The organism is Halomonas sp. C10-5 (assembly GCF_057169305.1).
Genome location: NZ_CP175665.1, coordinates 2918505 through 2939826, shown reverse-complemented (window position 1 = coordinate 2939826; position 21322 = coordinate 2918505). Strand labels below are relative to the sequence as shown.

Sequence of the window (21322 nt, the reverse complement as noted above, 5' to 3'; positions counted from 1 at the left end):
GTTGGCCGTGCAAATGTATAAGGTGCCTGTCTGGACAGGTTTGGCAGATCAACGCGAGCGAATCGACTGCATGAAAATCAAGACCATCGGACTGGCGGCACTGCTGCTTGCCGGGGCCAGTGTGGCCCAGGCGGAACCTTTCGACGTTGCCGACATTCGGGTGGAGGGCCTGCAGCGCATCTCTGCCGCCTCCGTCTTCAACGCCTTTCCTGTCACCGCCCGTGACCGCGTCGACGAGCGTGAGCTCGCCGAGGCTGCCCGTGAGCTCTTCGCCACCGGCCTGTTCGAGGATGTCAGGCTGGCTCGTGAGGGCGATGTGCTGATTATCCAGGTGGTCGAGCGTCCCACCATCAGCCGTCTCAATATCGACGGCAACCGCCAGCTCGACGAGGACCAGCTGCGCCAGGGGCTGCGTGAGGCCGGCCTCGAGGAGGGTCAGGTGCTGCAGCTCTCCACCCTGGAGGAGATCGAACGCGAGCTCGAGGGCGTCTACCAGGCTCAGGGCCGCTACAGCGCCAACATCGAGACCAGCGTGCGCGAGATCGATGAGGGCCGTGTCCAGGTCGACATCGAGATCGACGAGGGCGCAGTGGCCAAGATTCGCCAGATCAATATCGTCGGCAATCGCGCCTTCGACGACGAGACCCTGCGTGAGGTGTTCGAGCTCAACGATCGGCCGGGGCGCATCTTCGGCTGGTTCTCCAAGGATGAGTACTCCCGGGAAGCCCTCGCCGGCGACCTAGAGCGGCTGCGCTCCTTCTATCTGGATCGCGGCTACGTCAACTTCAACGTCGAGTCGACCCAGGTCTCGATCAGCCCCGACAAGTCCGAGATCTTCGTCACCATCAACGTCAACGAGGGCGCCGAGTACCGGCTCGGCGACGTGCGCTTCGTGGGCGACCTGACGATCAGCGAGCGCGAAGCGCGCGAGCTGCTGGAGGTGACCCCGGGCGAGACCTTCTCGCGCAGCGACGTCACCGCCTCCACCGAGGCACTGCGTGCCCGCCTGGGTGCCGACGGCTTCGCCTTCGCCAGCGTCGATGGCATCCCCGAGACCGGCGCCGACGGCGAGACCGTCGACCTGGTGTTCCGGGTCGATCCGGGCCGTCGTGCCTATGTGCGGCGCATCGAGTTCGTCGGCAACACCACCACCATGGATGAGGTGCTGCGGCGCGAGATGACCCAGATGGAGGGCGCTCCGGCCTCCACCGATGCCATCAGCCAGTCACAGCAACGCCTCGAGCGCCTCGGCTTCTTCAAGCAGGTCGAGGTGGAGACCCAGCCGGTGGCCGGCGAGCCCGACAAGCTCGACGTCACCTACAGCGTCGAGGAGCAGCCCTCCGGCTCCATCTCCGCCAGCATCGGCTTCTCCCAGAGCGCCGGCGTCATTTACGGCGTGGGCCTCTCCCAGAGCAACTTCCTGGGCACCGGCAATCGGGTGAACATCGGCGCCCAGCGCAGCGATACCTTCACCAGCATCAACTTCGGCTTCACCGATCCCTACTGGACCATGGACGGGATCTCCCGGGGCTATAACCTCTACTATCGCGAGTCCGACTACGAGGACTCCGATATCTCCACCTACTCCACCGACGCCTACGGTGCGGGGATCAACTTCGGTTATCCGATCAACGAGATCACCCGCCTGAACTTCGGTACCGCGGTGGAAGACCTGACCATCAAGACCTACAACGACACGGCGTCGGAGATCAAGCGCTATGTCGACGAGCAGGGCGCCGATGCCCAGGCCCTGAAGCTGACCGCCAGCTGGACCCGCAACAACCTCAACCGCGGCATCATGCCCACCGATGGCAGCTACCAGCGCCTGTCGCTGGAGACCGCGGTACCCGGCAGTGACGCCGAATATGCCAAGCTGCGCGCCCAGGCGCGCCAGCTCTTCGCACTGGACGACAACCACGACTGGGCGCTGAAGTTCAGCGGCGAGCTGGGCTATGCCGACACCCTGGGCGGCAACGACCCCTATCCGTTCTACGAGAACTTCTATGCCGGCGGCCTGGGCTCGGTGCGCGGCTTCACCGGCAACACCCTGGGCCAGCCCACCACGCCGTCGGGCAACTCCACCCGCGACCGCACCCTGGGCGGCAACATGCTGGTGCAGGGCAGCGCCGAGCTGATCTTCCCGACGCCCTTCGTGGGTGACCAGCGCACGGTGCAGAGCTCGCTGTTCGTCGACGGCGGCAACACCTTCCTCTCCGACTGTTACCCGGTGCTCGATGCCGATGCACCGGCCAGCTGCAACTCGGGGATCGACCTCGGCGACCTGCGCTACAGCGTCGGCCTGGGGCTCTCCTGGCTGACCCCGGTGGGGCCGCTGACCTTCAGCGTCGCCGAGCCGATCAACGACGAGAGCGGCGACGATACCCAGTTCTTCCAGTTCTCCCTCGGCCAGACCTTCTGACCGGGCCTCGACACCCTTGCTACCTGGCCGCCGCCGCCGGCGGCCTCAACAGGAGTCCTACCATGCGCAAGTTGACCGCCGCCTTCGCCCTGCTGCTGATCTCCGCCATCGCCCTGCCTGCCCTGGCCGCCGACGTGGCGGTACTGGACTGGCGCCGTGCGCTGATGGAGACCGACGCCGCCCAGCGCTCCATGAGCGAGCTGGAGAGCCGTGTCGGCAGCCAGCAGCAGCAGGCCCAGGCCCTCGAGCAGGAGCTCAACCAGCTGCAGCAGCGCGCCGACAGCCTCAGCGACAGCGAGCGCCAGCAGGCCAACCAGAAGGTGGCCGAGCTCAATCGCCTGATGGGCGAGGTCATGCAGGCCCGCCAGGAGTCCGAGCAGGCCCTGCTGCAGCGCGCCGAGCCCAAGCTGCAGCAGGCGGTGGAGCAGATCATCGCCCGCCACAGCATCCAGGTACTGGTGGAGCCCCAGGGGGTGCTGCACGCCGAGCGCGACCTGCAGAACGTCACCGCCGAGGTGACCGAGATTCTCAACAGCATGCTGTGACCGCGGCGGATCCCTTCCCATGACGCGAAGTGCTATTCCCATGATGACCCTGGGTGACCTGGCCGAGCGGCTGGGCGCGCGCCTGGTCGGCGATGCCGGGCGCCAGGTCGGTGGCCTGGCCACCCTCGGCGAGGCCGGGCCGGACCAGGTGGCCTTCCTGGCCAACCGGGCCTACCTCAAGGACCTGCCCGGGACCCGCGCCGCGGCGGTGCTGCTGCATCCTCAGCACGCCGACAGCTGCCCGGTGGACCGGCTCGAGCTGGACAACCCCTATCTGGGCTATGCCGCGGCGTCGCGGCTGTTCGACTCCCTGGCGGGCCATGATCCGGCCGGCATCCATCCTTCGGCGGTGGTCGATCCCACCGCCACCCTGGGCGAGCGGGTCGAGGTGGGCGCCAATGCGGTGATCGAGGCCGGGGCCACCCTAGGCGACGACGTGGTGATCGGGCCCGGCTCGGTGGTCGGTGCCGATACCACCATCGGCGACGGGTCGCGGCTGCATGCCAATGTCACCGTCTACCATGGCGTGGTGATCGGCCGGCGGGTGATCCTCCACAGCGGTAGCGTGGTCGGTGGCGACGGCTTCGGCTTCGCCCACGACGGCAGTCGCTGGCACAAGATCGCCCAACTCGGCGGGGTAGTGCTGGGCGACGATGTGGAGGTGGGCAGCTGCTCGAGCATCGACCGCGGCGCCCTGGGCGATACCCTGATCGGCAACGACGTCAAGATCGACAGCCAGGTGCAGATCGCCCACAACGTGCAGATCGGCGAGCATAGTGCCCTGGCCGGCTGCGTGGGTATCGCCGGCTCCACGAAGGTGGGGCGGCACTGCATGCTGGGCGGTGGCGTGGGCCTGGCCGGCCACCTGACCCTCTGCGATGGCGTCCAGGTGACCGGCATGAGCCTGGTGACCAACTCGATCCACGAGCCGGGCGTCTACTCCTCGGGCACCGGGGCCATGGCCAACGCCCAGTGGCGCAAGAATGCGGTGCGCTTCAAGCAGTTGGATGACATGGCCAAGCGACTCACTCGACTCGAGCGGGCGCGCGGCGCTTGAGGGCCCTGCGGGGGGCGCTATAATCCCCCGCCAGACCGGCATGGTTGCCGGCTCTCGCCTGCCGGGACGGCAGGCATCCCGAGACTTCAGAGGTTGTGACGATGGTAATGGACATCAACGAGATCCGTGAGTATCTGCCCCACCGGTATCCTTTCCTGCTGGTGGACCGGGTCACCGAGCTGGCCCTGGGCGAGACCATCGTTGCCTACAAGAACGTCAGCATCAACGAACCCTTCTTCAATGGTCACTTTCCCCATCACCCGATCATGCCCGGGGTGCTGGTGATCGAGGCGCTGGCCCAGGCCTGTGGCATCCTCGGCTTCAAGACCGTCAACAAGCTGCCTGCCGACGGCTACGTCTACTACCTGGTGGGCAGCGACAACGTGCGCTTCAAGCGCCCGGTCATGCCTGGCGACCGGCTCGACCTGCGCGCCGACGTGGTGCGCGAGAAGCGCGGCATCTGGAAGTTTGCCTGCAAGGCCAGCGTGGCCGGCGAGGTGGCCTGCGAGGCCGAGATCATCTGCGCCGAGAGGAAGGTCGCTTGATTCATCCCACCGCCCTCATCGACCCTGCCGCCCGGCTGGCCGACGACGTCGAGGTCGGCCCCTTCACGGTGGTCGGTCCCGACGTGGAGATCGGCCCCGGTTCGCGCATCGGTCCCCATGTGGTGATCAAGGGGCCGACGGTGCTCGGCGCCCGCACGCGCATCTTCCAGTTCGCCTCGGTGGGCGAGGACTGCCAGGACAAGAAGTATGCCGGCGAACCGACCCGCCTGGTGATGGGGGATGACAACGTGGTCCGCGAAGGCGTCACCCTGCACCGCGGTACCGTCCAGGATCGCGGCGAGACCACCATCGGCTCGCGCAACCTGTTCATGGCCTATGTGCATGTGGGCCACGACTGCGTGATCGGCAACGACTGCATCCTGGCCAACCAGGTGACCCTGGCCGGCCACGTCAAGATGGGTGACTTCGCCATCCTCGGCGGCCTCTCCGCCGTGCACCAGTTCTGCCACTTCGGCACCCATGCCATGGCCGGGGGTGGCTCCATCATCACCAAGGACACCCCGGCCTTCGTGATGATCAACGGCAACCCCGCCCAGGTCCACGGCCTCAACCTGGTGGGGCTCAAGCGCCGCGGCTTCTCCCGTGATGCCCTCAAGGCGCTGGGTGAGGCCTACAAGCTGGTCTATCGCCAGGGGCTCACCGTCGAGCAGGCGCTGGCCGAGATCCGCAGCCGCTTCGCGCTGGTCGAGACCGAGGCCTTCGCCGCCTCCATCGAGGCCTCGACCCGCGGCATCATCCGCTAGCCATGCCCGCCGACGAGCGCGTCGCCGTGCAGCGCATCTACCTGGTGGCCGGCGAGCTCTCCGGGGATATCCTCGGCGCCAGCCTGATGCGTGCGCTCAAGTCTCGTCATCCCGGTGTCGAGTTCCGCGGCATCGGCGGGCCGCGCATGATCCAGGAGGGCATCGACAGCCGCTTTCCCCTGGAGACCCTCTCGGTGATGGGGCTGGTCGAGGTGCTCCGTCACCTGCCACGGCTGATCGGCGTGCGCCGCGAGCTCAGGCGCGATGCGCTGGCCTGGCGACCCGATATCGTGATCGGCATCGACGCCCCCGACTTCAACCTCGGTCTCGAGCGCCAGCTGCGCGAGGCCGGGCTGACCACCGCCCACTACGTCAGCCCCTCCGTGTGGGCCTGGCGCCAGGGGCGGGTCAAGGGCATCGCCCGCTCCGTCGATGCCATGCTCACCTTCCTGCCCTTCGAGGCGGCCTTCTACGCGCGGCACCGCGTTCCCGTGGCCTTCGTCGGCCACCCGCTGGCCGACGAGCTGCCTCTGGAGAACGACCGTGGCGCGGCCCGCGCCGAGCTGGGGCTGCCCGAGGCGGGCGAGGTGCTTGCCGTGCTGCCCGGTTCACGGGCCAGCGAGATCCGCTTTCTGGGCGAGACCTTCCTGGCCGCCGCCGAGCGGCTGTGCGCCGCGCGACCGGAGCTCTCGGTGGTGATCCCGGCGGCCACGCCGGAACGACGCCGCGAACTCGAGGCGCTTCTCGCCACCTGTCCGGCCCTCGCCGAACGCCTGACCCTGCTCGACGGCGGGGCCCGGGAGGCCATGGTAGCCGCGGATGCCGTGCTGCTCGCCTCGGGCACCGCGGCGCTGGAGGCGATGCTCTGCCATCGCCCCATGCTGGTCGCCTACCGCATGGCACCGGCCACCCACTGGCTGGCGAAGCGGCTGGTCAAGACCGAGTGGATCTCGCTGCCCAATCTGATCGCTCGCGAGAGCCTGGTGCCGGAGCTGATCCAGGAGGCGGCCAGCCCCGAGGCGATCGCCGCTCGTCTCGGCGAGATGCTCGACGACGCCGACGGTCGTGCGGCGCTTGAGGCTCGCTTTGCCTGGATGCATGCCGGCCTGCAGCGTGACGCCAGCCGCCGCGCGGCGGAGGCCATCGAGGCCCTGGTCGCGGGCCGTCCGCTGCCGGCCAGCGTCGCCCCCGAGCGCGCCGCAGAGGTGGCGCCTTGACGCGGCAGCAGGCGAAGGCGGCGAGCGCGACGCGTGGCGGTAGCCTGCCGCCGCTGGTGGTTGACTACAGCGGCGAGCGGCTGGCCGGCGTCGACGAGGTGGGGCGTGGCCCGCTGGTGGGCAGTGTCGTGGCCGCCGCGGTGATCCTCGATCCGGCCCGGCCGATCCCGGGGCTCGGCGACTCCAAGACCCTGAGTCCCAGGCGTCGCGAGGCGCTGGACGTCGAGATACGCGACAAGGCGCTGGCCTTCGCCGTGGCCGAGGCGAGTCCGGCGGAGGTGGACGAGCTCAATATTTTCCACGCCACCCATCTCGCCATGCGCCGCGCCATCGATGGTCTGGACCCGGCGGCCGAGTACCTGCTGGTGGACGGCAATCGCCTGCCCGGGCATCATGTGCCCGGCCAGGCGGTGGTCAAGGGCGACGCCCGCCACCCGGCCATCGCCGCGGCCTCGATACTGGCCAAGGTGGCCCGGGATGCCCAGATGCGGGCCCTCGATGCCCGACACCCCGACTACGGCTTCGCCCGCCACAAGGGCTACCCGACCCGCGAGCACCTGGCCGCCCTGGAACGCCTGGGGCCGCTGCCCGAGCACCGCCGCTCCTTCGGTCCGGTCAGGCGCCAGCTGGCGCTGCTCTGACCCGTCCTTGGCCTCCACTGGTGCAGGCAGCGCCGAGCAATATTGACGGGTTAGCCTCGCGCTTCCTGTACTGATTATTTACCGCCAAGCCCGAGCCCCCCTATGACCACGCCCTTCGTTCATCTCCGCGTCCATACCGAATACTCCCTGGTCGACGGCCTGCTGCGCCTCAAGCCGCTGGTCAAGCAGGCGGCGGGGCTGGGCATGCCGGCACTGGCCGTCACCGACGAGGCCAACCTCTTCGGCCTGGTCAAGTTCTACAAGGCCGCCCAGGGCGCGGGGCTCAAGCCGATCATCGGCGCCGACCTGTGGCTGACCAATCCCCAGGACGAGGCGCATCCCTACCGGGTGACCCTGCTGGCCATGAACGAGGTGGGCTATCGGCACCTGACCGAGCTGATCTCCCGGGGCTGGATGGAGGGACAGCGCCTGGGCCAGGCGCTGCTCCAGCGCGACTGGGTGCTGGAGCGCAGCGAGGGGCTGATCGCGCTCTCCGGCGGGCGCGACGGCGAGGTGGGGCGCCACCTGCTCGGTGACCATCCCGACGAGGCCCGTGAGATCCTGGCGCAGTGGAATGCCGCCTTCCCCGGGCGCTTCTACCTAGAGCTGACGCGTACCGGTCGCCCTCAGGAGGAGGAGTGCCTGCACCTCTCGGTGGAACTGGCTGCCGAGACCGGCACTCCGGTGGTGGCCACCAACGACGTGCGCTTCCTCGAGAAGGAGGACTTCTGGGCCCACGAGACTCGCGTGGCCATCGGCGAGGGCAAGGCGCTGGACGACCGGCGCCGCGAGAAGAAGTACAGCGAGGAGCAGTACCTCAAGAGCCCCGAGGAGATGGCGGAGCTTTTCGCCGACGTCCCCGAGGCGCTGACCAACAGCGTGATGATCGCCGCGCGCTGCAGCGTCGAGGTGCGCCTGGGCGAGATCTTCCTGCCCGAGTTCGAGATCCCCGAGGGCCTGACCCGGGACGAGTACTTCCGCAAGGTCTCCCACGACGGCCTCACCGAGCGCCTGGACTTCCTGTTTCCGCCCGAGCAGTACCCCCGGGAGGGGGCCGAGTACGCCGAGATCGACGCCCGCTACCGAAAGCGCCTCGATTTCGAGCTCGACATCATCATTCAGATGGGCTTCCCGGGCTATTTCCTGATCGTGATGGACTTCATCCAGTGGGCCAAGGACAACGACGTGCCGGTGGGGCCCGGACGTGGTTCCGGTGCCGGCTCGCTGGTCGCCTATGCCCAGAAGATCACCGACCTCGACCCCATCGGTTACGACCTGCTGTTCGAGCGCTTCCTCAACCCCGAACGGGTCTCGATGCCCGACTTCGACGTCGACTTCTGCATGGAGAAGCGCGACCGGGTGATCGACTACGTCGCCGACCGCTACGGGCGTGACGCGGTCTCCCAGATCGTCACCTTCGGCACCATGGCCGCCAAGGCGGTGGTACGCGACGTAGCCAGGGCCCAGGGCAAGCCCTACTCGCTGGGCGACAAGCTCTCCAAGCTGATCCCCTTCGAGGTGGGCATGACCCTCGGCAAGGCCATCGAGGCGGAGCCGGCGCTCAAGGAGTTCCTCGACAATGACGAGGAAGCCGCCGAGATCTGGGAGATGGCGCTCAAGCTCGAGGGCATCACCCGCGGCACCGGCAAGCACGCCGGCGGCGTGGTGATCGCACCCACCAAGCTCACCGACTTCTCGCCGCTGCTCTGTGACGAGGACGGCTCCGGCCTGGTGGTGCAGTTCGACAAGAACGACATCGAGGACGCCGGCCTGGTCAAGTTCGACTTCCTCGGCCTGCGCACCCTGACCATCATCGACTGGGCGCTGGAGATGGTCGACAAGGTGCGCGCCGTGGGTGGCGAGGGGCCGCTGGATATCGACACCATCCCGCTGGACGACGCTCCCACCTTCGAGATGCTCAAGCGCGCCGAGACCACGGCGGTGTTCCAGCTCGAATCCCGCGGCATGAAGGAGCTGATCAAGCGCCTGCTGCCCGATTCGCTGGAGGACATGATCGCGCTGGTGGCGCTGTTCCGCCCGGGCCCCCTGCAGTCGGGCATGGTCGACGACTTCATCAACCGCAAGCATGGCCGGGCGGAGATCTCCTATCCCCACCCGGACTACCAGCACGAGCTGCTCGAGCCGGTGCTGGCCCCCACCTACGGCATCATCCTCTATCAGGAGCAGGTGATGCAGATCGCCCAGGTGATGGCTGGCTACAGCCTGGGCCAGGCCGACATGCTACGCCGTGCCATGGGCAAGAAGAAGCCCGAGGAGATGGCCAAGCAGCGCGCCGGCTTCCTGGAGGGGTGTGAAGCCAACGGCATCGATGCCGACCTCGCCGGCAACATCTTCGACCTGGTGGAGAAGTTCGCCGGTTATGGCTTCAACAAGTCGCACTCGGCGGCCTATGCGTTGGTGTCGTACCAGACCGCCTGGCTGAAGGCGCACTATCCCGGCCCCTTTATGGCGGCGGTGATGTCCACCGAGATGGACAACCTCGACAAGGTGGTGCCGCTGATCGAGGAGTGTCGCAACCTCGGCCTCACCGTGACCCCGCCGGACGTCAACGTCGGCGGTTACAAGTTCAGCGTCGACGACCAGGCCCGTGTCGTCTATGGCCTGGGGGCGATCCGCGGCGTGGGTGAGGGGCCCATCGGCGCCATCGTCGAGGCCCGCGAGGCCGATGGCCCCTTCGCGGACCTGTTCGACTTCTGTCGCCGGGTCGACCCCAGGCGCATGAACAAGCGCACCCTGGAGGCGCTGATCCGTTCCGGGGCCCTGGACACCCTGGGTCCCAATCGCGCGGTGCTCAGCGCGGCCCTGGACGACGCCCTCAAGGCCGCCGCCCAGAACCAGACCAACCAGAACCTGGGCATGGTCGACATGTTCGGCGAGGCCTTTGCCGCCCCGGACGAAGGCGAGGGTGGCGGCGACGCTTACGCCGATTACCTGTGGGTGCGCGAGTGGAGCGACAAGGAGCGCCTGGCCGGCGAGAAGGACACCCTGGGGCTCTATCTCACCGGCCACCCCATCGACGAGTACGAGAAGGAGCTGGAGCGCTTCGTCTCCACCCGCATCGCCGACCTCAAGCCCTCCCGGGAGCCCCAGCGGGTTGCCGGCCTGGTGGTGGGGGTGAGGACCATGAAGTCCAAGCGTGGCGACACCATGGCCTTCCTCACCCTGGACGACCGCACCGGGCGCATCGAGGCGTCGCTGTTCGGCGAGCTCTTCGACCAGATGCGCGGCCAGCTGGAGGCCGACCAGGTGCTGATCGTCGAGGGCGAGGTCTCAAGCGACGACTACTCCGGCGGCCTGCGTCTGCGTGGCAAGGAGGTCACCCCCATGGTGGCGGCACGCACCCGCTACGGACAGGCGGTGGAGCTCTCCCTGGACGGGGCGGCGGTCAACGGCCGCCTGGTCGACTCGCTGCGCGAGAGCCTGGAGCCCCACCGTAACGCCGAGGGCCTGCCGGTGCGCCTGCGCTATCGCAATGCCGAGGCCACCGGCTGGCTGGAGCTGGCCGAGGAGTGGAAGGTGGCCCCCACCGATGAGCTGCTTATCGGCCTGCGCGAGGTGCAGGGCCAGGACGGGGTGCGACTCAAGTACCGCTGAGGCATCGCCTTGCGTGGCGCGTTGAGGGTGCGATAATGCCCCTCACTCTTTTTCATGCCGTCCTGGACCCCAGCTGGTCGGTCGGTGGCAGACGATAACAAGGCGGCTTGCCCATGAATCCCAACTATCTCGACTTCGAACAGCCCATCGCCGAACTCCAGGCCAAGATCGAGGAGCTGCGGCTGGTCGGCAACGACAGCCAGGTCAATCTCAGTGACGAGATCGGTCGCCTCGAGGAGAAGAGCCGCAAGCTCACCGAGTCGATCTTCAAGGACCTTACCCCCTGGCAGGTCTCGCAGCTCTCCCGGCACCCCCAGCGCCCCTACACCCTGGACTACCTGGAGCACGTCTTCAGCGACTTCGACGAACTCCACGGCGATCGACGCTTCGCCGACGACGCCGCCATCGTCGGCGGCGTGGCACGCCTCGACGACCGGCCGGTGATGGTGATCGGTCACCAGAAGGGGCGCGACGTCCACGAGAAGGTGCGGCGCAACTTCGGCATGCCGCGTCCCGAGGGCTACCGCAAGGCGTGTCGCCTGATGGAGATGGCCGAGCGCTTCCGCATGCCGGTGCTCACCTTCATCGACACGCCCGGCGCCTATCCCGGCATCGATGCCGAGGAGCGCGGCCAGTCCGAGGCGATCGCCTACAACCTGGCGGTGATGTCGCGGCTGCGCACGCCGATCCTGGCCACCGTGGTGGGCGAGGGTGGCTCCGGCGGGGCACTGGCGATCGGTGTCTGCGACGAGCTGGCCATGCTGCAGTACTCCACCTACTCGGTGATCTCGCCGGAGGGCTGCGCCTCCATCCTGTGGAAGAGCGCCGAGAAGGCGCCCGATGCCGCCCAGGCCATGGGCATCACCGCCGAGCGTCTCAAGGAGCTGGGGCTGGTTGACACCCTGATCCCGGAGCCCCTGGGCGGGGCCCACCGTCAGCCGGTACAGACCGCCGAGCGGGTCAAGGAGGCGCTGCTGGCCAGCCTCGACCGCCTCGACGTTATGGACACCGATGCCCTGCTGGAACGGCGTTACCAGCGGTTGATGAGCTATGGTGCACCGGCCTGAGAAACTGCCCCTCCAGTCCCTGATCGACGACGCCCTGGCGCAGACCCCGCCGGGGCGTCGCGTATGGGTCGCCCTCTCCGGCGGCCTCGACTCCTCCCTGCTGCTGACCCTTGGCGCCGAGGCCTGCCGGCGTCATCCCCGCGCGCTGCATGCCATTCACGTCAACCATGGCCTGCAGCAGGCCGCCGCCGACTTCGAGGCCCATTGCCGGACGCTCTGCCGGCGCCTGGGGGTGCCGCTGTGCGTCGAGCACGTCAGCGTCGACCCGGGCAACGGCCAGGGCCTGGAGGGTGCCGCCCGGGAGGCGCGCTACGCCGCCTTTGCCCGCTGCGTGGCGGAGGGCGAGAGCCTGTGGCTTGCCCAGCACCGCGACGATCAGGCCGAGACCCTGCTGCTCGCTGCCCTGCGGGGAAGTGGCGTGCAGGGGCTGGCGGGCATGCCGATGGGCCGTGACTGGCAGCGGCGTCGGCTGCAGCGACCGCTGCTGGGCATCTCCCGGGCGGAGCTCGAGGCCGAGGCGGCAGACCTCGGCCTCGCTTGGACGGAGGACCCCAGCAACGCCGTGCCTGACCAGGACCGCAACTACCTGCGCCATGCGATCCTGCCGCGGCTCGCCGAGCGCTGGCCCCATGCCGCCGGGTCCCTGGCCCGCAGTGCGGCACTCTGTGGCGAGGCCGACGGCCTGCTGGCGGAGCTGGCAGAGCTCGACCTGGAGGGCCTGGGCGGCGACCCGGGGCGCCTGCCCCGCGACGGCCTGTCCCGGCTCTCGGCGCCACGCCGCCGCCTGCTGATACGCCACTGCTGCGAGCGGCTGGGCCTGGCGCCGCCGCCGGCGCGCCGCCTGGAGAGCCTGCTGGCCCAGCTGGATGCCCGGGAGGATGCCGAAACCCTCGTGGCCTGGTCCGGTGGCGAGGCGCGGGTGTGGCGCGGGCATCTCTACCTGCTGGCGCCGCTGCCGGCACTGCCGACGGCGTGGCAACTCGCCTGGGATGGATGCTCTCCGCTTGCCACGCCGTACGGCAACTGCCGGGTCGCGTTGGCGGGACCGGCGGACGGGGAGGGGGACCTGCGGGCGATGCCGCGCCGCGGCGGCGAATGCCTGCGCCTGGCGGGGCGCGGACGCCGTGACCTCAAGCGGCTGCTTCAGGAGCTGGGGGTGCCACCCTGGGTGCGAGGGCGGCTGGTGGTGGTCCGGGCGGGAGAGACGCCGGTGGCGGTGCTCGACCCGGGGGCCGGTCAGTGGCTGGTGCTTGCCGAAGGCTGGCGAGGGATGGACTGAGGCACCCGGGGGCTGGCGACGGGTCAGCGCCCCAGGGTCAGGCCGAAGCCGGCGGCCTGCTGGTAGGCGGCCTCCTGCTCCAGGTCGTTGAGCAGCAGCGCCGGGTCGTCGTCGTTGCCCAGGCCCAGCGTCAGCGCGTCGCCGCTGGCCGAGAGCCGCGGTGTTTCGGGGGGCTGCTCGGGGCGCGAGTGGTTGAGGATCACCGCCAGGCGCAGCAGGCGGGCGAGCCGGGCATGGGAGTCGCGATCGGGGGCGGGCAGTGCCTGCCACTCCTTGAACGGAAACTTGCGGCGGTGGGCGCGTACCAGGAAGGCCAGCAGGCGCTGTTCGGGCCGCGAGAAGCCGGGCAGGTCGGAGTGCTCCAGCAGATAGGCGCCGTGGCGGTGGAACTGGCTGTGGGAGATGGCCAGGCCGATCTCGTGCAGGCGTGCCGCCCATTCCAGGAAGCGTGCCTGGACGTCGCTCAGTGCCCACTCGTCCCTGACCTGGTCGAACAGCGCACGGGCCGTGGTGGCCACGTTGTCGGCCTGGCGCGCGTCGACCTGATAGCCGCGACTGAGGTTGTCGAGGGTCTTGAGCCGGCTGTCCTCGGCGCTGTTGCGGCCCACCAGGTCGTAGAGCACGCCTTCGCGCAGGGCGCCGTCGGCGTAGCGCATGTGTTCGAGCTCGAAGGCCTCGAAGATGGCGCCCAGGATCGCCATGCCGGCAGGGAAGACCCGCGCGCGGTCGGGCTTGAGGCCCTCCATGGAGACCCTGTCCAGGCGCTTGGCCTTGATCAGCCGGCGGCGCAGCTCGGCCAGCCCCTCGCGGGTGATCACGCCCTCCGGCGTGGCCCCGCTTGCCGCCAGCACCGCGGCGGCGGCCTTGATGGTGCCGCTGGAACCCACCGGATCCTGCCAGCCCAGCTCCCGATAGGGGCGGCGGATATTGGCCAGCTCGGAGAGCGTGGCGAGCTCGGCGCGGCGCATGCGTTTCTCGCTGATCTCGCCGTCGCCGAAGAAGCGGCGCGTGAAGGTCACGCAGCCCATGCGCAGGCTCTCCAGGGCCAGCGGCTCGAAACGCTCCCCGATGATGAACTCGGTGGAGCCGCCGCCGATATCGACGATCAGCCGCCTGCCATCCTCGGCCAGGGCGTGGGCCGCGCCCAGGTAGATCAGGCGCGCCTCCTCGCGGCCGGCGATGATCTCGATGCGGTGACCCAGGTTGGCCTCGGCACGTTCGATGAGGGTCTCGCTGTTGGCGGCGTCGCGCAGGGCGTTGGTGCCCACCACCCGCAGGTGGTCCTGGGTGACGCCTTCCAGGAAGGGAGCGAAGCGCGCCAGGCACTCCAGAGCCCGGGCCATGGTGGCCTCGTCGAGCATGCCATCCTCGTCCAGGCCAGCGGCGAGCTGCACCTTCTCGCCCAGGCGCGCCACCACCTGCAGGCGGTCGTCCTGGTAGTTGGCCACCAGCAGGTGGAAGCTGTTGGAGCCCAGGTCGATGGCGGCCAGCCGGCGGGGATCGCTGGCGGCTTCCTGGGAGGTGGTGGCCGGGTCCTGTGGCGAGCTCATGGGTCTTCCTTCGGTGGGTCTCGAAAAAGGGTGCGGCCAAGCCGCGTCCCTGTCAATCGCCGCTGGCGGCAGGACTTGCGTTCATCGGCGGGCTTGTCTAGTATCGAGGCATTCGCCTGTTCCGAATGCTTTCCGACCGAACCGGCGATCCCGTCTCGGTCATTTCCAAGTCGTCAGACAGCCCACTGCATCAGACCGCGTTCCCGGCCTTGCGGCTCCGAACCGCTGATCAGGCGAAACGAACCTGCTTCCTCGCTCTCGATATCGGCCCGGCAACCCCTGTGCGGTCTCCCGCCCATGGCCATTCGATGCATCACGACCAGAGGTGGCCTGTCCGGGCTCTGAACGCACCCACAGGGCGTCTTCGTCTCGCCTCCTGTCGCTTTTCCTCACGGCGCTTCGCCGCCCGGCTTACCAAGAGCAACGTCTGAACACACCGATGAATCTTACCGAACTCAAGCAAAAGCCCGTGCCGGAACTGCTGGAGATGGCCCGCGAGATGGGCATCGACAACCTGGCACGTTCCCGCAAGCAGGACATCATCTTCGCCATCCTCAAGAAGCACGCCAAGAGCGGCGAGCCGATCTTCGGCGATGGCGTGCTGGAGATCCTGCAGGACGGTTTCGGCTTCCTGCGCAGTGCCGACAGCTCCTACCTGGCCGGGCCCGACGACATCTATGTCTCGCCGTCGCAGATCCGCCGCTTCAACCTGCGCAAGGGTGACTCCATCTCCGGCAAGATCCGCCCGCCCAAGGAGGGGGAGCGCTACTTCGCCCTGCTCAAGGTCAGCGAGATCAACTTCGATCGGCCGGAGAACGCCAAGCACAAGATCCTGTTCGAGAACCTCACGCCGCTGTTCCCCGAGGAGCGGCTGCGCATGGAGATCGGCAACGGCTCCACCGAGGACCTCACGGCGCGGATCATCGACCTGGTGGCGCCCATCGGCAAGGGCCAGCGTGGCCTGCTGGTCTCCCCGCCCAAGGCGGGCAAGACGCTGATGCTGCAGAACATCGCCACCTCGATCACCCGCAACAACCCCGAGTGTCACCTGATCGTGCTGCTGATCGACGAGCGCCCGGAGGAGGTGACCGAGATGTCGCGCACGGTGCGCGGTGAGGTGGTGGCCTCGACCTTCGACGAGCCACCGGCGCGTCACGTGCAGGTCGCCGAGATGGTGATCGAGAAGGCCAAGCGGCTTGTCGAGCACAAGAAGGATGTGGTGATCCTGCTCGACTCCATCACCCGCCTGGCGCGGGCCTACAACACCGTGGTGCCGAGCTCCGGCAAGGTGCTCACTGGTGGTGTCGACGCCCATGCCCTGGAGAAGCCCAAGCGCTTCTTCGGTGCGGCGCGTAATATCGAGGAGGGCGGCAGCCTGACCATCATCGCCACGGCGCTGGTCGACACCGGCTCCAAGATGGACGAGGTGATCTTCGAGGAGTTCAAGGGCACCGGCAACATGGAGGCGCACCTGGACCGCAAGCTGGCCGAGCGTCGCGTCTACCCGGCGATCAACATCCGCCGTTCCGGCACCCGCCGCGAGGACCTGCTCGCCTCCGAGGACGAGATGCAGCGCATGTGGATCCTGCGCAAGCTGCTCAACCCCATGGAGGATACCGCGGCCACCGAGTTCCTGATCGACCGCCTCAAGGATACCAAGACCAACATCGAGTTCTTCGAGGCCATGAAGCGCCGCTAGGCGGCACCGGCGGTATCAAGAAGGGGCAGCATGCTATGCTGCCCCTTTCGTCATTCCGGAACCGGGACACCCGAATGAAGTACAAGGACCTGCGCGACTTCATCGCCGCCCTGGAGGCCCAGGGCGAGCTCAGGCGCATCACCGCCGAGGTCGACCCCTACCTCGAGATCACCGAGATCTGCGATCGCACCCTGCGCGCCGGCGGTCCCGCGTTGCTGTTCGAGAACGTCAAGGGCCACGCCATGCCGCTGCTAGGCAACCTCTTTGGCACGCCGAAGCGGGTGGCCATGGGCATGGGCCAGGACTCCGTGGCTGCGCTGCGCGAGGTGGGCGAGCTGCTCGCCTTCCTCAAGGAGCCCGAGCCGCCCAAGGGCTTCCGCGATGCCTGGGACAAGTTGCCGATCTTCAAGCAGGTGATGAGCATGGGGCCGAAGACGGTGCGCTCGGCCCCGGTACAGGCGCTGGTCTACGAGGGCGACGAGGTCGACCTCGATCGCCTGCCGATCCAGCACTGCTGGCCCGGTGATGCCGCGCCGCTGGTTACCTGGCCGCTGGTGATCACCCGCGGGCCCCACAAGAAGCGCCAAAACCTGGGGATCTATCGCCAGCAGAAGCTCGGGAAGAATCGCCTGATCATGCGCTGGCTCTCCCACCGCGGTGGGGCGCTGGACTTCCAGGAGTTCCAGCAGGCCCACCCCGGCGAGCCCTTCCCGGTGGCGGTGGCGCTGGGTGCCGACCCGGCCACCATCCTCGGTGCGGTGACCCCGGTGCCCGACTCGCTCTCCGAGTACGCCTTCGCCGGGCTGCTGCGTGGCTCGCGCACCGAGCTGGTCAAGTGTGGCCATGCCGACCTCGAGGTGCCGGCGTCCGCCGAGATCATCCTGGAGGGCTTCATCTACCCGGATGACATGGCGCCGGAGGGTCCCTACGGCGACCACACCGGCTACTACAACGAGGTGGACCACTTCCCGGTGTTCACGGTGACGCGCATGACCATGCGCGAGAATGCCATCTACCACTCCACCTATACCGGCCGCCCGCCCGATGAGCCGGCGATCCTCGGCCTGGCGTTGAACGAGGTGTTCGTGCCGATCCTGCGCCGCCAGTTCCCCGAGATCGTCGACTTCTACCTGCCGCCGGAGGGCTGCTCCTACCGCATGGCGGTGGTGACCATGAAGAAGCAGTACCCCGGCCACGCCAAGCGCGTGATGATGGGGGTATGGAGCTTCCTGCGCCAGTTCATGTACACCAAATTCGTGGTGGTGCTCGACGATGACGTCGACGCCCGCGACTGGAAGGATGTGATCTGGGCCATCACCACGCGCATGGACCCGGCCCGGGACACCGTGATGGTGGAGAATACGCCCATCGACTACCTGGATTTCGCCTCGCCGGTCTCCGGCCTGGGCTCCAAGATGGGCCTGGATGCCACCAGCAAGTGGCCCGGCGAGACCGACCGCGAGTGGGGCGTGCCCATCGTCATGGACGAGGCCGTCAAGGCCCGTGTCAGCGAGCGCTGGCACGAACTGGGCATCGACCTACCCGACAACACAACCCCCTGACAACACGACCCCCTGACAAGTGTAAGAGGCACTCATGACGCCAAGGATCCTGACCTGCCCGGTCACCGAGGTCGAGGACCTCAGCCCGGACGTCTTCCGCGTCCGGCTCGACGGGCGCGCCGAGGCGGCTGCCCACGACCCCGGCCAGTACCTGGAGCTCAAGCTCGACGAGGGAATCTGGGTGCCGTTCTCCATCGCCAATGCCTGGCGCGGTGACGGCGAGATCGAACTGCATATCCAGCACTGGCCGGAGCGCGACAACTCCGCTCGACTGCGCGAGATGGTCAAGGTGGCCAACCGCCTGACCCTGCGCCTGCCCGGTGGCGACTGCGTGCTCGACCCGGACAGTTCGCGCCCGCTGCTGCTGATCGCCGCCGGCACTGGCTTCGCCCAGATGAAGGCGCTCGTGGAGGGGGCGCTGGCCGCCAACCCCGGTCGCGAGATCGCCCTGTGGTGGGCCGCGCGGGAGGAGCGCGACCTCTACCTGGAGCGCCTGCCCCGGGAGTGGGCCGAGGCGCATGCCGGCTTCACCTTTCATCCGGTCACCGAGGTGGCCCCGGAGCTGCCCTGGGCCGGCGAACGGGTGGTGGGCCATCGCGGACGCATCGACCAGGCCCTGGCCGCGGGGCTCGATGACGTCTCCGGCCATGACGTCTATCTCTCCGGCTCGCCGGGCATGGTCTATGCCTGCGTGGACGTGCTCGCCTCGCTGGGCCTTGCGCCCTCGCGGGTCTTCTCCGATGTCTTCGCCTATGCGCCACGGGATCCCATCGTGCCCACCGCCGGGAGCCTGCGGCGTGAGGCCGACGCATGAGTGCCTCGCCGATCCTGATCACCGGCGGTGCCCAGCGCCTGGGGCGTCACTGCGCGGAGCAGCTGGTCAACGACGGCCATCCGGTGATCATCAGCTACCGGCGTGAGCGGCCGGAGCTCGAGGAACTGCGCGAGCGTGGCATCGTCACCCTGCAGGCGGATTTCTCGACCGAAGCGGGCATCCTCGACTTCCTGGCGCGTCTCAGGGCCGAGACGCGGTCGCTGCGGGCCATCGTGCACAACGCCAGCGACTGGGCGCCGGACTCTACCGGAACCGAGGCGGGGGTCACCTTCGAGCGGCTCTTCCGCATCCATATGCTGGCGCCCTACCTGATCAACCTGCACGCCCGAGAACTGCTTGAGGCGTGCAGTGAGCCCCAGCGCGATATCGTGCACATGACCGACTACGTGGTGCAGAAGGGCTCCAGGAAGCACGCCGCCTACGCCGCCACCAAGGCCGGGCTCGATAATCTGACGCTGTCATTCGCCGCCATGTACGCCCCCGAGATCCAGGTCAACGCGATCGCCCCGGCGCTGATCATGCTGGGCGAGGGCGATGACGAGACCTACGCCGAGAAGGCCCGGGCCAAGTCGGTGATGCAGAAGGTGCCCGGCCCCGGAGTGATCTACCAGACGCTGCGCTACCTGCTCGACAACCGTTACGTCACCGGTGCGACGCTACCCGTGGACGGCGGCCGCCATCTGCGCTGAACCTGCGACTTTCGGTGTCGTGCCGAGGCGCGTGGACTTCGCTAGAATGGTGGCCACCCCAGACCCCAACCCTGACGCAATCGAAGGAGTGACACATGGCGGGACACGACGAGAACTTCCGTGACAGCAGCGGCCTGTTGTCCATCATCATGGGCCTGATCGTGCTGGTGGCGATGAGCTGCCTGCCGGCCACCATCGGCTGGTACCAGCTGTTTGCCGGCTGAGTTGGCCTTGCCAGCCTTGCCGCTATGCGGCAGGATGAAACGACTGCTCAGGAGAAACCGATGATCGCATCCGCCACTTACTCGTTCCGTCATCACGCCGCTTGCGGCCGTGCGGAATTGCCGTGCGTGGCTGCGGGCGGTTTCTGGTATGGCTATTTTATGACCGGTGTGCCGGCGGCCATGTCCTGAGCGCAAGACGCGACATCGCCGGAGGCACACCCACCAGGGCCGCCTCCACCAGAACCCCCGGACGGCAGCCCCGCCCGGGGGTTCTGCATTTAAGGGCCCCCACACCACAACCGACTTCGAGGAGAGAGACCATGACCGCATCCATCGCCATCCGCCAGACCCGGAACTGTGTGGGCTATTACGGCTACTGGCGATTTAGCGAGCTGCGGTCGGTCCACTCCGCCACGTCCGACCGTAGCGAGATCGGTGGCACCCGACAGACACGATGTATGACCGCTACCCGGAGTTGATGACAACATGAACGCTACGCTTGCCGCCGTGAACCTGAACGAATCCCAGCGCCCCGCCGCCAACCCCGCTCGAGTGCTGCCCACCCCGGGGGAGCTGACCCGCGAGCTGCCGCTCTCCACCGACCTGTCGCGTCGCCTCGAGAGCCAGCGCCACGCCGTCCACGATATCCTCGCCGGCCGCGATGATCGCCTGCTGGTGGTGGTCGGCCCCTGTTCCATCCACGACCCCCAGGCGGCGCTGGAGTATGCCCACCGGCTGGCGGAGCTGGCCGCACGGGTGGAGGACCGCCTGCTGCCAGTGATGCGTGTCTATGTGGAGAAGCCCCGCACCACCGTGGGCTGGAAGGGGTTGGCCTACGACCCCGACCTGGACGGCAGCGGCGACATGGCCCGCGGCCTCGAGGTCTCGCGACGGCTGATGCGCGATGTGGCCGCGCTGGGATTGCCGGTGGCCACCGAGCTGCTGCAGCCGATGCTGGCCCCCTATCTCGAGGACCTGCTCTCCTGGGTGGCGATCGGTGCCCGCACTACCGAGTCCCAGCTGCACCGTGAACTGGCCAGCGGTCTCGCGGCGGCGGTGGGCTTCAAGAACGCGACCGGCGGCGATATCGGCGTGGCCCTGGATGCCATGCGCGCCGCCGCCCACCCCCACAGCCATTTCGGCATGGATTCCGAGGGGCGGCCGGTGATCCGCGATACCGCCGGCAATCCCCATACCCAGCTGGTGCTGCGCGGCGGTCACGGCGAGCCCAACTACCAGGCGCACCACGTCCAGGCGGCACGTCGCGCCCTGGAGGAAGCCGGCCTCTCGCCGCGGCTGATGGTCGACTGCAGCCACGCCAACGCACGCAAGGACCACCGCCGCCAGAGCGAGGTACTGCTCGACGTGCTGGCCCAGCGCGAGGCCGGCGAGACGGCGATCGCAGGGCTGATGCTGGAGAGCCACCTTCACGAGGGCAAGCAGGCGCTGGAACCGGGGCGGCTGCGCCACGGTGTCTCGGTCACCGACGCCTGCATCGGCTGGGAGACCACCGAACACCTGCTGCTCTCCGCCGCCGAGCGGCTTCGCTGACAGCGCCTCTTGGCGATGTGCGCCGGGGGGAAGGCCGTCGAGGAGGTCACAGCGCCTCCTCGA

18 protein-coding genes are annotated in these 21322 nt (G+C 68.3%); 17 read left to right on the top strand and 1 reads right to left on the bottom strand.

The annotated features are described in order from the left end of the window. The first annotated feature begins 70 nt into the window (after positions 1 to 70). The 10 genes from bamA (at position 71) to tilS (ending at position 13149) form a co-directional block, all read left to right on the top strand. On the top strand, positions 71 to 2419 hold the full coding sequence (gene bamA, locus ACJ7IV_RS13680) for an outer membrane protein assembly factor BamA (protein ID WP_483864858.1): 2349 nt from the start codon (positions 71 to 73) through the stop codon (positions 2417 to 2419). Between the two features lie 62 nt (positions 2420 to 2481). Continuing rightward, positions 2482 to 2964 (top strand): OmpH/Skp family outer membrane protein, encoded by a 483-nt coding sequence (locus tag ACJ7IV_RS13675; protein ID WP_483864857.1) that lies wholly within the window; start codon positions 2482 to 2484, stop codon positions 2962 to 2964. 19 nt (positions 2965 to 2983) lie between these two features. Further along, positions 2984 to 4021, top strand: a complete 1038-nt coding sequence (gene lpxD, locus ACJ7IV_RS13670; RefSeq protein WP_483864856.1) for a UDP-3-O-(3-hydroxymyristoyl)glucosamine N-acyltransferase — start codon at positions 2984 to 2986, stop codon at positions 4019 to 4021. 101 nt (positions 4022 to 4122) lie between these two features. Further along, positions 4123 to 4566, top strand: a complete 444-nt coding sequence (gene fabZ / locus ACJ7IV_RS13665) for a 3-hydroxyacyl-ACP dehydratase FabZ (RefSeq protein ID WP_161430061.1) — start codon at positions 4123 to 4125, stop codon at positions 4564 to 4566. Further along, on the top strand, positions 4563 to 5330 hold the full coding sequence (lpxA, locus tag ACJ7IV_RS13660) for an acyl-ACP--UDP-N-acetylglucosamine O-acyltransferase (protein WP_483864855.1): 768 nt from the start codon (positions 4563 to 4565) through the stop codon (positions 5328 to 5330). The genes fabZ and lpxA overlap by 4 nt, the downstream gene beginning before the upstream one ends. A 2-nt stretch (positions 5331 to 5332) precedes the next feature. Next, positions 5333 to 6547, top strand: coding sequence for a lipid-A-disaccharide synthase (gene lpxB / locus ACJ7IV_RS13655; protein WP_483864854.1), 1215 nt, complete (start codon positions 5333 to 5335; stop codon positions 6545 to 6547). Further along, on the top strand, positions 6544 to 7188 hold the full coding sequence (gene rnhB / locus ACJ7IV_RS13650; RefSeq protein WP_483864853.1) for a ribonuclease HII: 645 nt from the start codon (positions 6544 to 6546) through the stop codon (positions 7186 to 7188). Before lpxB ends, rnhB begins: the two co-directional genes overlap by 4 nt. Before the next feature lie 102 nt (positions 7189 to 7290). Further along, positions 7291 to 10803, top strand: a complete 3513-nt coding sequence (gene dnaE, locus ACJ7IV_RS13645) for a DNA polymerase III subunit alpha (RefSeq protein ID WP_483864852.1) — start codon at positions 7291 to 7293, stop codon at positions 10801 to 10803. 113 nt (positions 10804 to 10916) lie between these two features. Further along, positions 10917 to 11870 carry an acetyl-CoA carboxylase carboxyl transferase subunit alpha gene (gene accA / locus ACJ7IV_RS13640; RefSeq protein WP_483864851.1) on the top strand — a complete coding sequence of 318 codons (954 nt, stop codon included), beginning with the start codon at positions 10917 to 10919 and terminating at the stop codon, positions 11868 to 11870. Beyond that, positions 11854 to 13149: a tRNA lysidine(34) synthetase TilS gene (gene tilS / locus ACJ7IV_RS13635; protein ID WP_483864850.1), complete on the top strand. Its 1296-nt coding sequence runs from the start codon at positions 11854 to 11856 to the stop codon at positions 13147 to 13149. The genes accA and tilS overlap by 17 nt, the downstream gene beginning before the upstream one ends. Before the next feature lie 23 nt (positions 13150 to 13172). Here tilS and ppx read toward each other — a convergent pair whose 3' ends face one another. Beyond that, the gene (gene ppx, locus ACJ7IV_RS13630) at positions 13173 to 14699 is read right to left on the bottom strand and encodes an exopolyphosphatase (protein ID WP_483864849.1); all 1527 of its coding nucleotides are present in this window, start codon (positions 14697 to 14699) and stop codon (positions 13173 to 13175) included. A 439-nt stretch (positions 14700 to 15138) separates the two neighbouring features. On the opposite strand from ppx, the gene rho reads away from it, so the two are divergent. The 7 genes from rho to ACJ7IV_RS13595 all read left to right on the top strand — a co-directional run bounded on the left by rho (position 15139) and on the right by ACJ7IV_RS13595 (position 21259). Beyond that, complete coding sequence (rho, locus tag ACJ7IV_RS13625) at positions 15139 to 16398, top strand: transcription termination factor Rho (RefSeq protein ID WP_161430068.1); 1260 nt, start codon at positions 15139 to 15141, stop codon at positions 16396 to 16398. 74 nt (positions 16399 to 16472) lie between these two features. Then, positions 16473 to 17960 carry a 4-hydroxy-3-polyprenylbenzoate decarboxylase gene (gene ubiD / locus ACJ7IV_RS13620; RefSeq protein ID WP_483864848.1) on the top strand — a complete coding sequence of 496 codons (1488 nt, stop codon included), beginning with the start codon at positions 16473 to 16475 and terminating at the stop codon, positions 17958 to 17960. Positions 17961 to 17994: 34 nt separating this feature from the next. Continuing rightward, positions 17995 to 18774, top strand: a complete 780-nt coding sequence (locus ACJ7IV_RS13615; protein ID WP_161430070.1) for an NAD(P)H-flavin reductase — start codon at positions 17995 to 17997, stop codon at positions 18772 to 18774. Continuing rightward, positions 18771 to 19484, top strand: a complete 714-nt coding sequence (gene folM, locus ACJ7IV_RS13610; protein ID WP_483864847.1) for a dihydromonapterin reductase — start codon at positions 18771 to 18773, stop codon at positions 19482 to 19484. Before ACJ7IV_RS13615 ends, folM begins: the two co-directional genes overlap by 4 nt. A 95-nt stretch (positions 19485 to 19579) precedes the next feature. After that, positions 19580 to 19708: a hypothetical protein gene (locus ACJ7IV_RS13605; protein ID WP_023004631.1), complete on the top strand. Its 129-nt coding sequence runs from the start codon at positions 19580 to 19582 to the stop codon at positions 19706 to 19708. A 60-nt stretch (positions 19709 to 19768) separates the two neighbouring features. Next, positions 19769 to 19897, top strand: coding sequence for a hypothetical protein (locus tag ACJ7IV_RS13600; protein WP_483864846.1), 129 nt, complete (start codon positions 19769 to 19771; stop codon positions 19895 to 19897). Positions 19898 to 20194: 297 nt separating this feature from the next. Continuing rightward, positions 20195 to 21259 carry a 3-deoxy-7-phosphoheptulonate synthase gene (locus ACJ7IV_RS13595; RefSeq protein ID WP_483864845.1) on the top strand — a complete coding sequence of 355 codons (1065 nt, stop codon included), beginning with the start codon at positions 20195 to 20197 and terminating at the stop codon, positions 21257 to 21259. Positions 21260 to 21322: the final 63 nt, after the last annotated feature.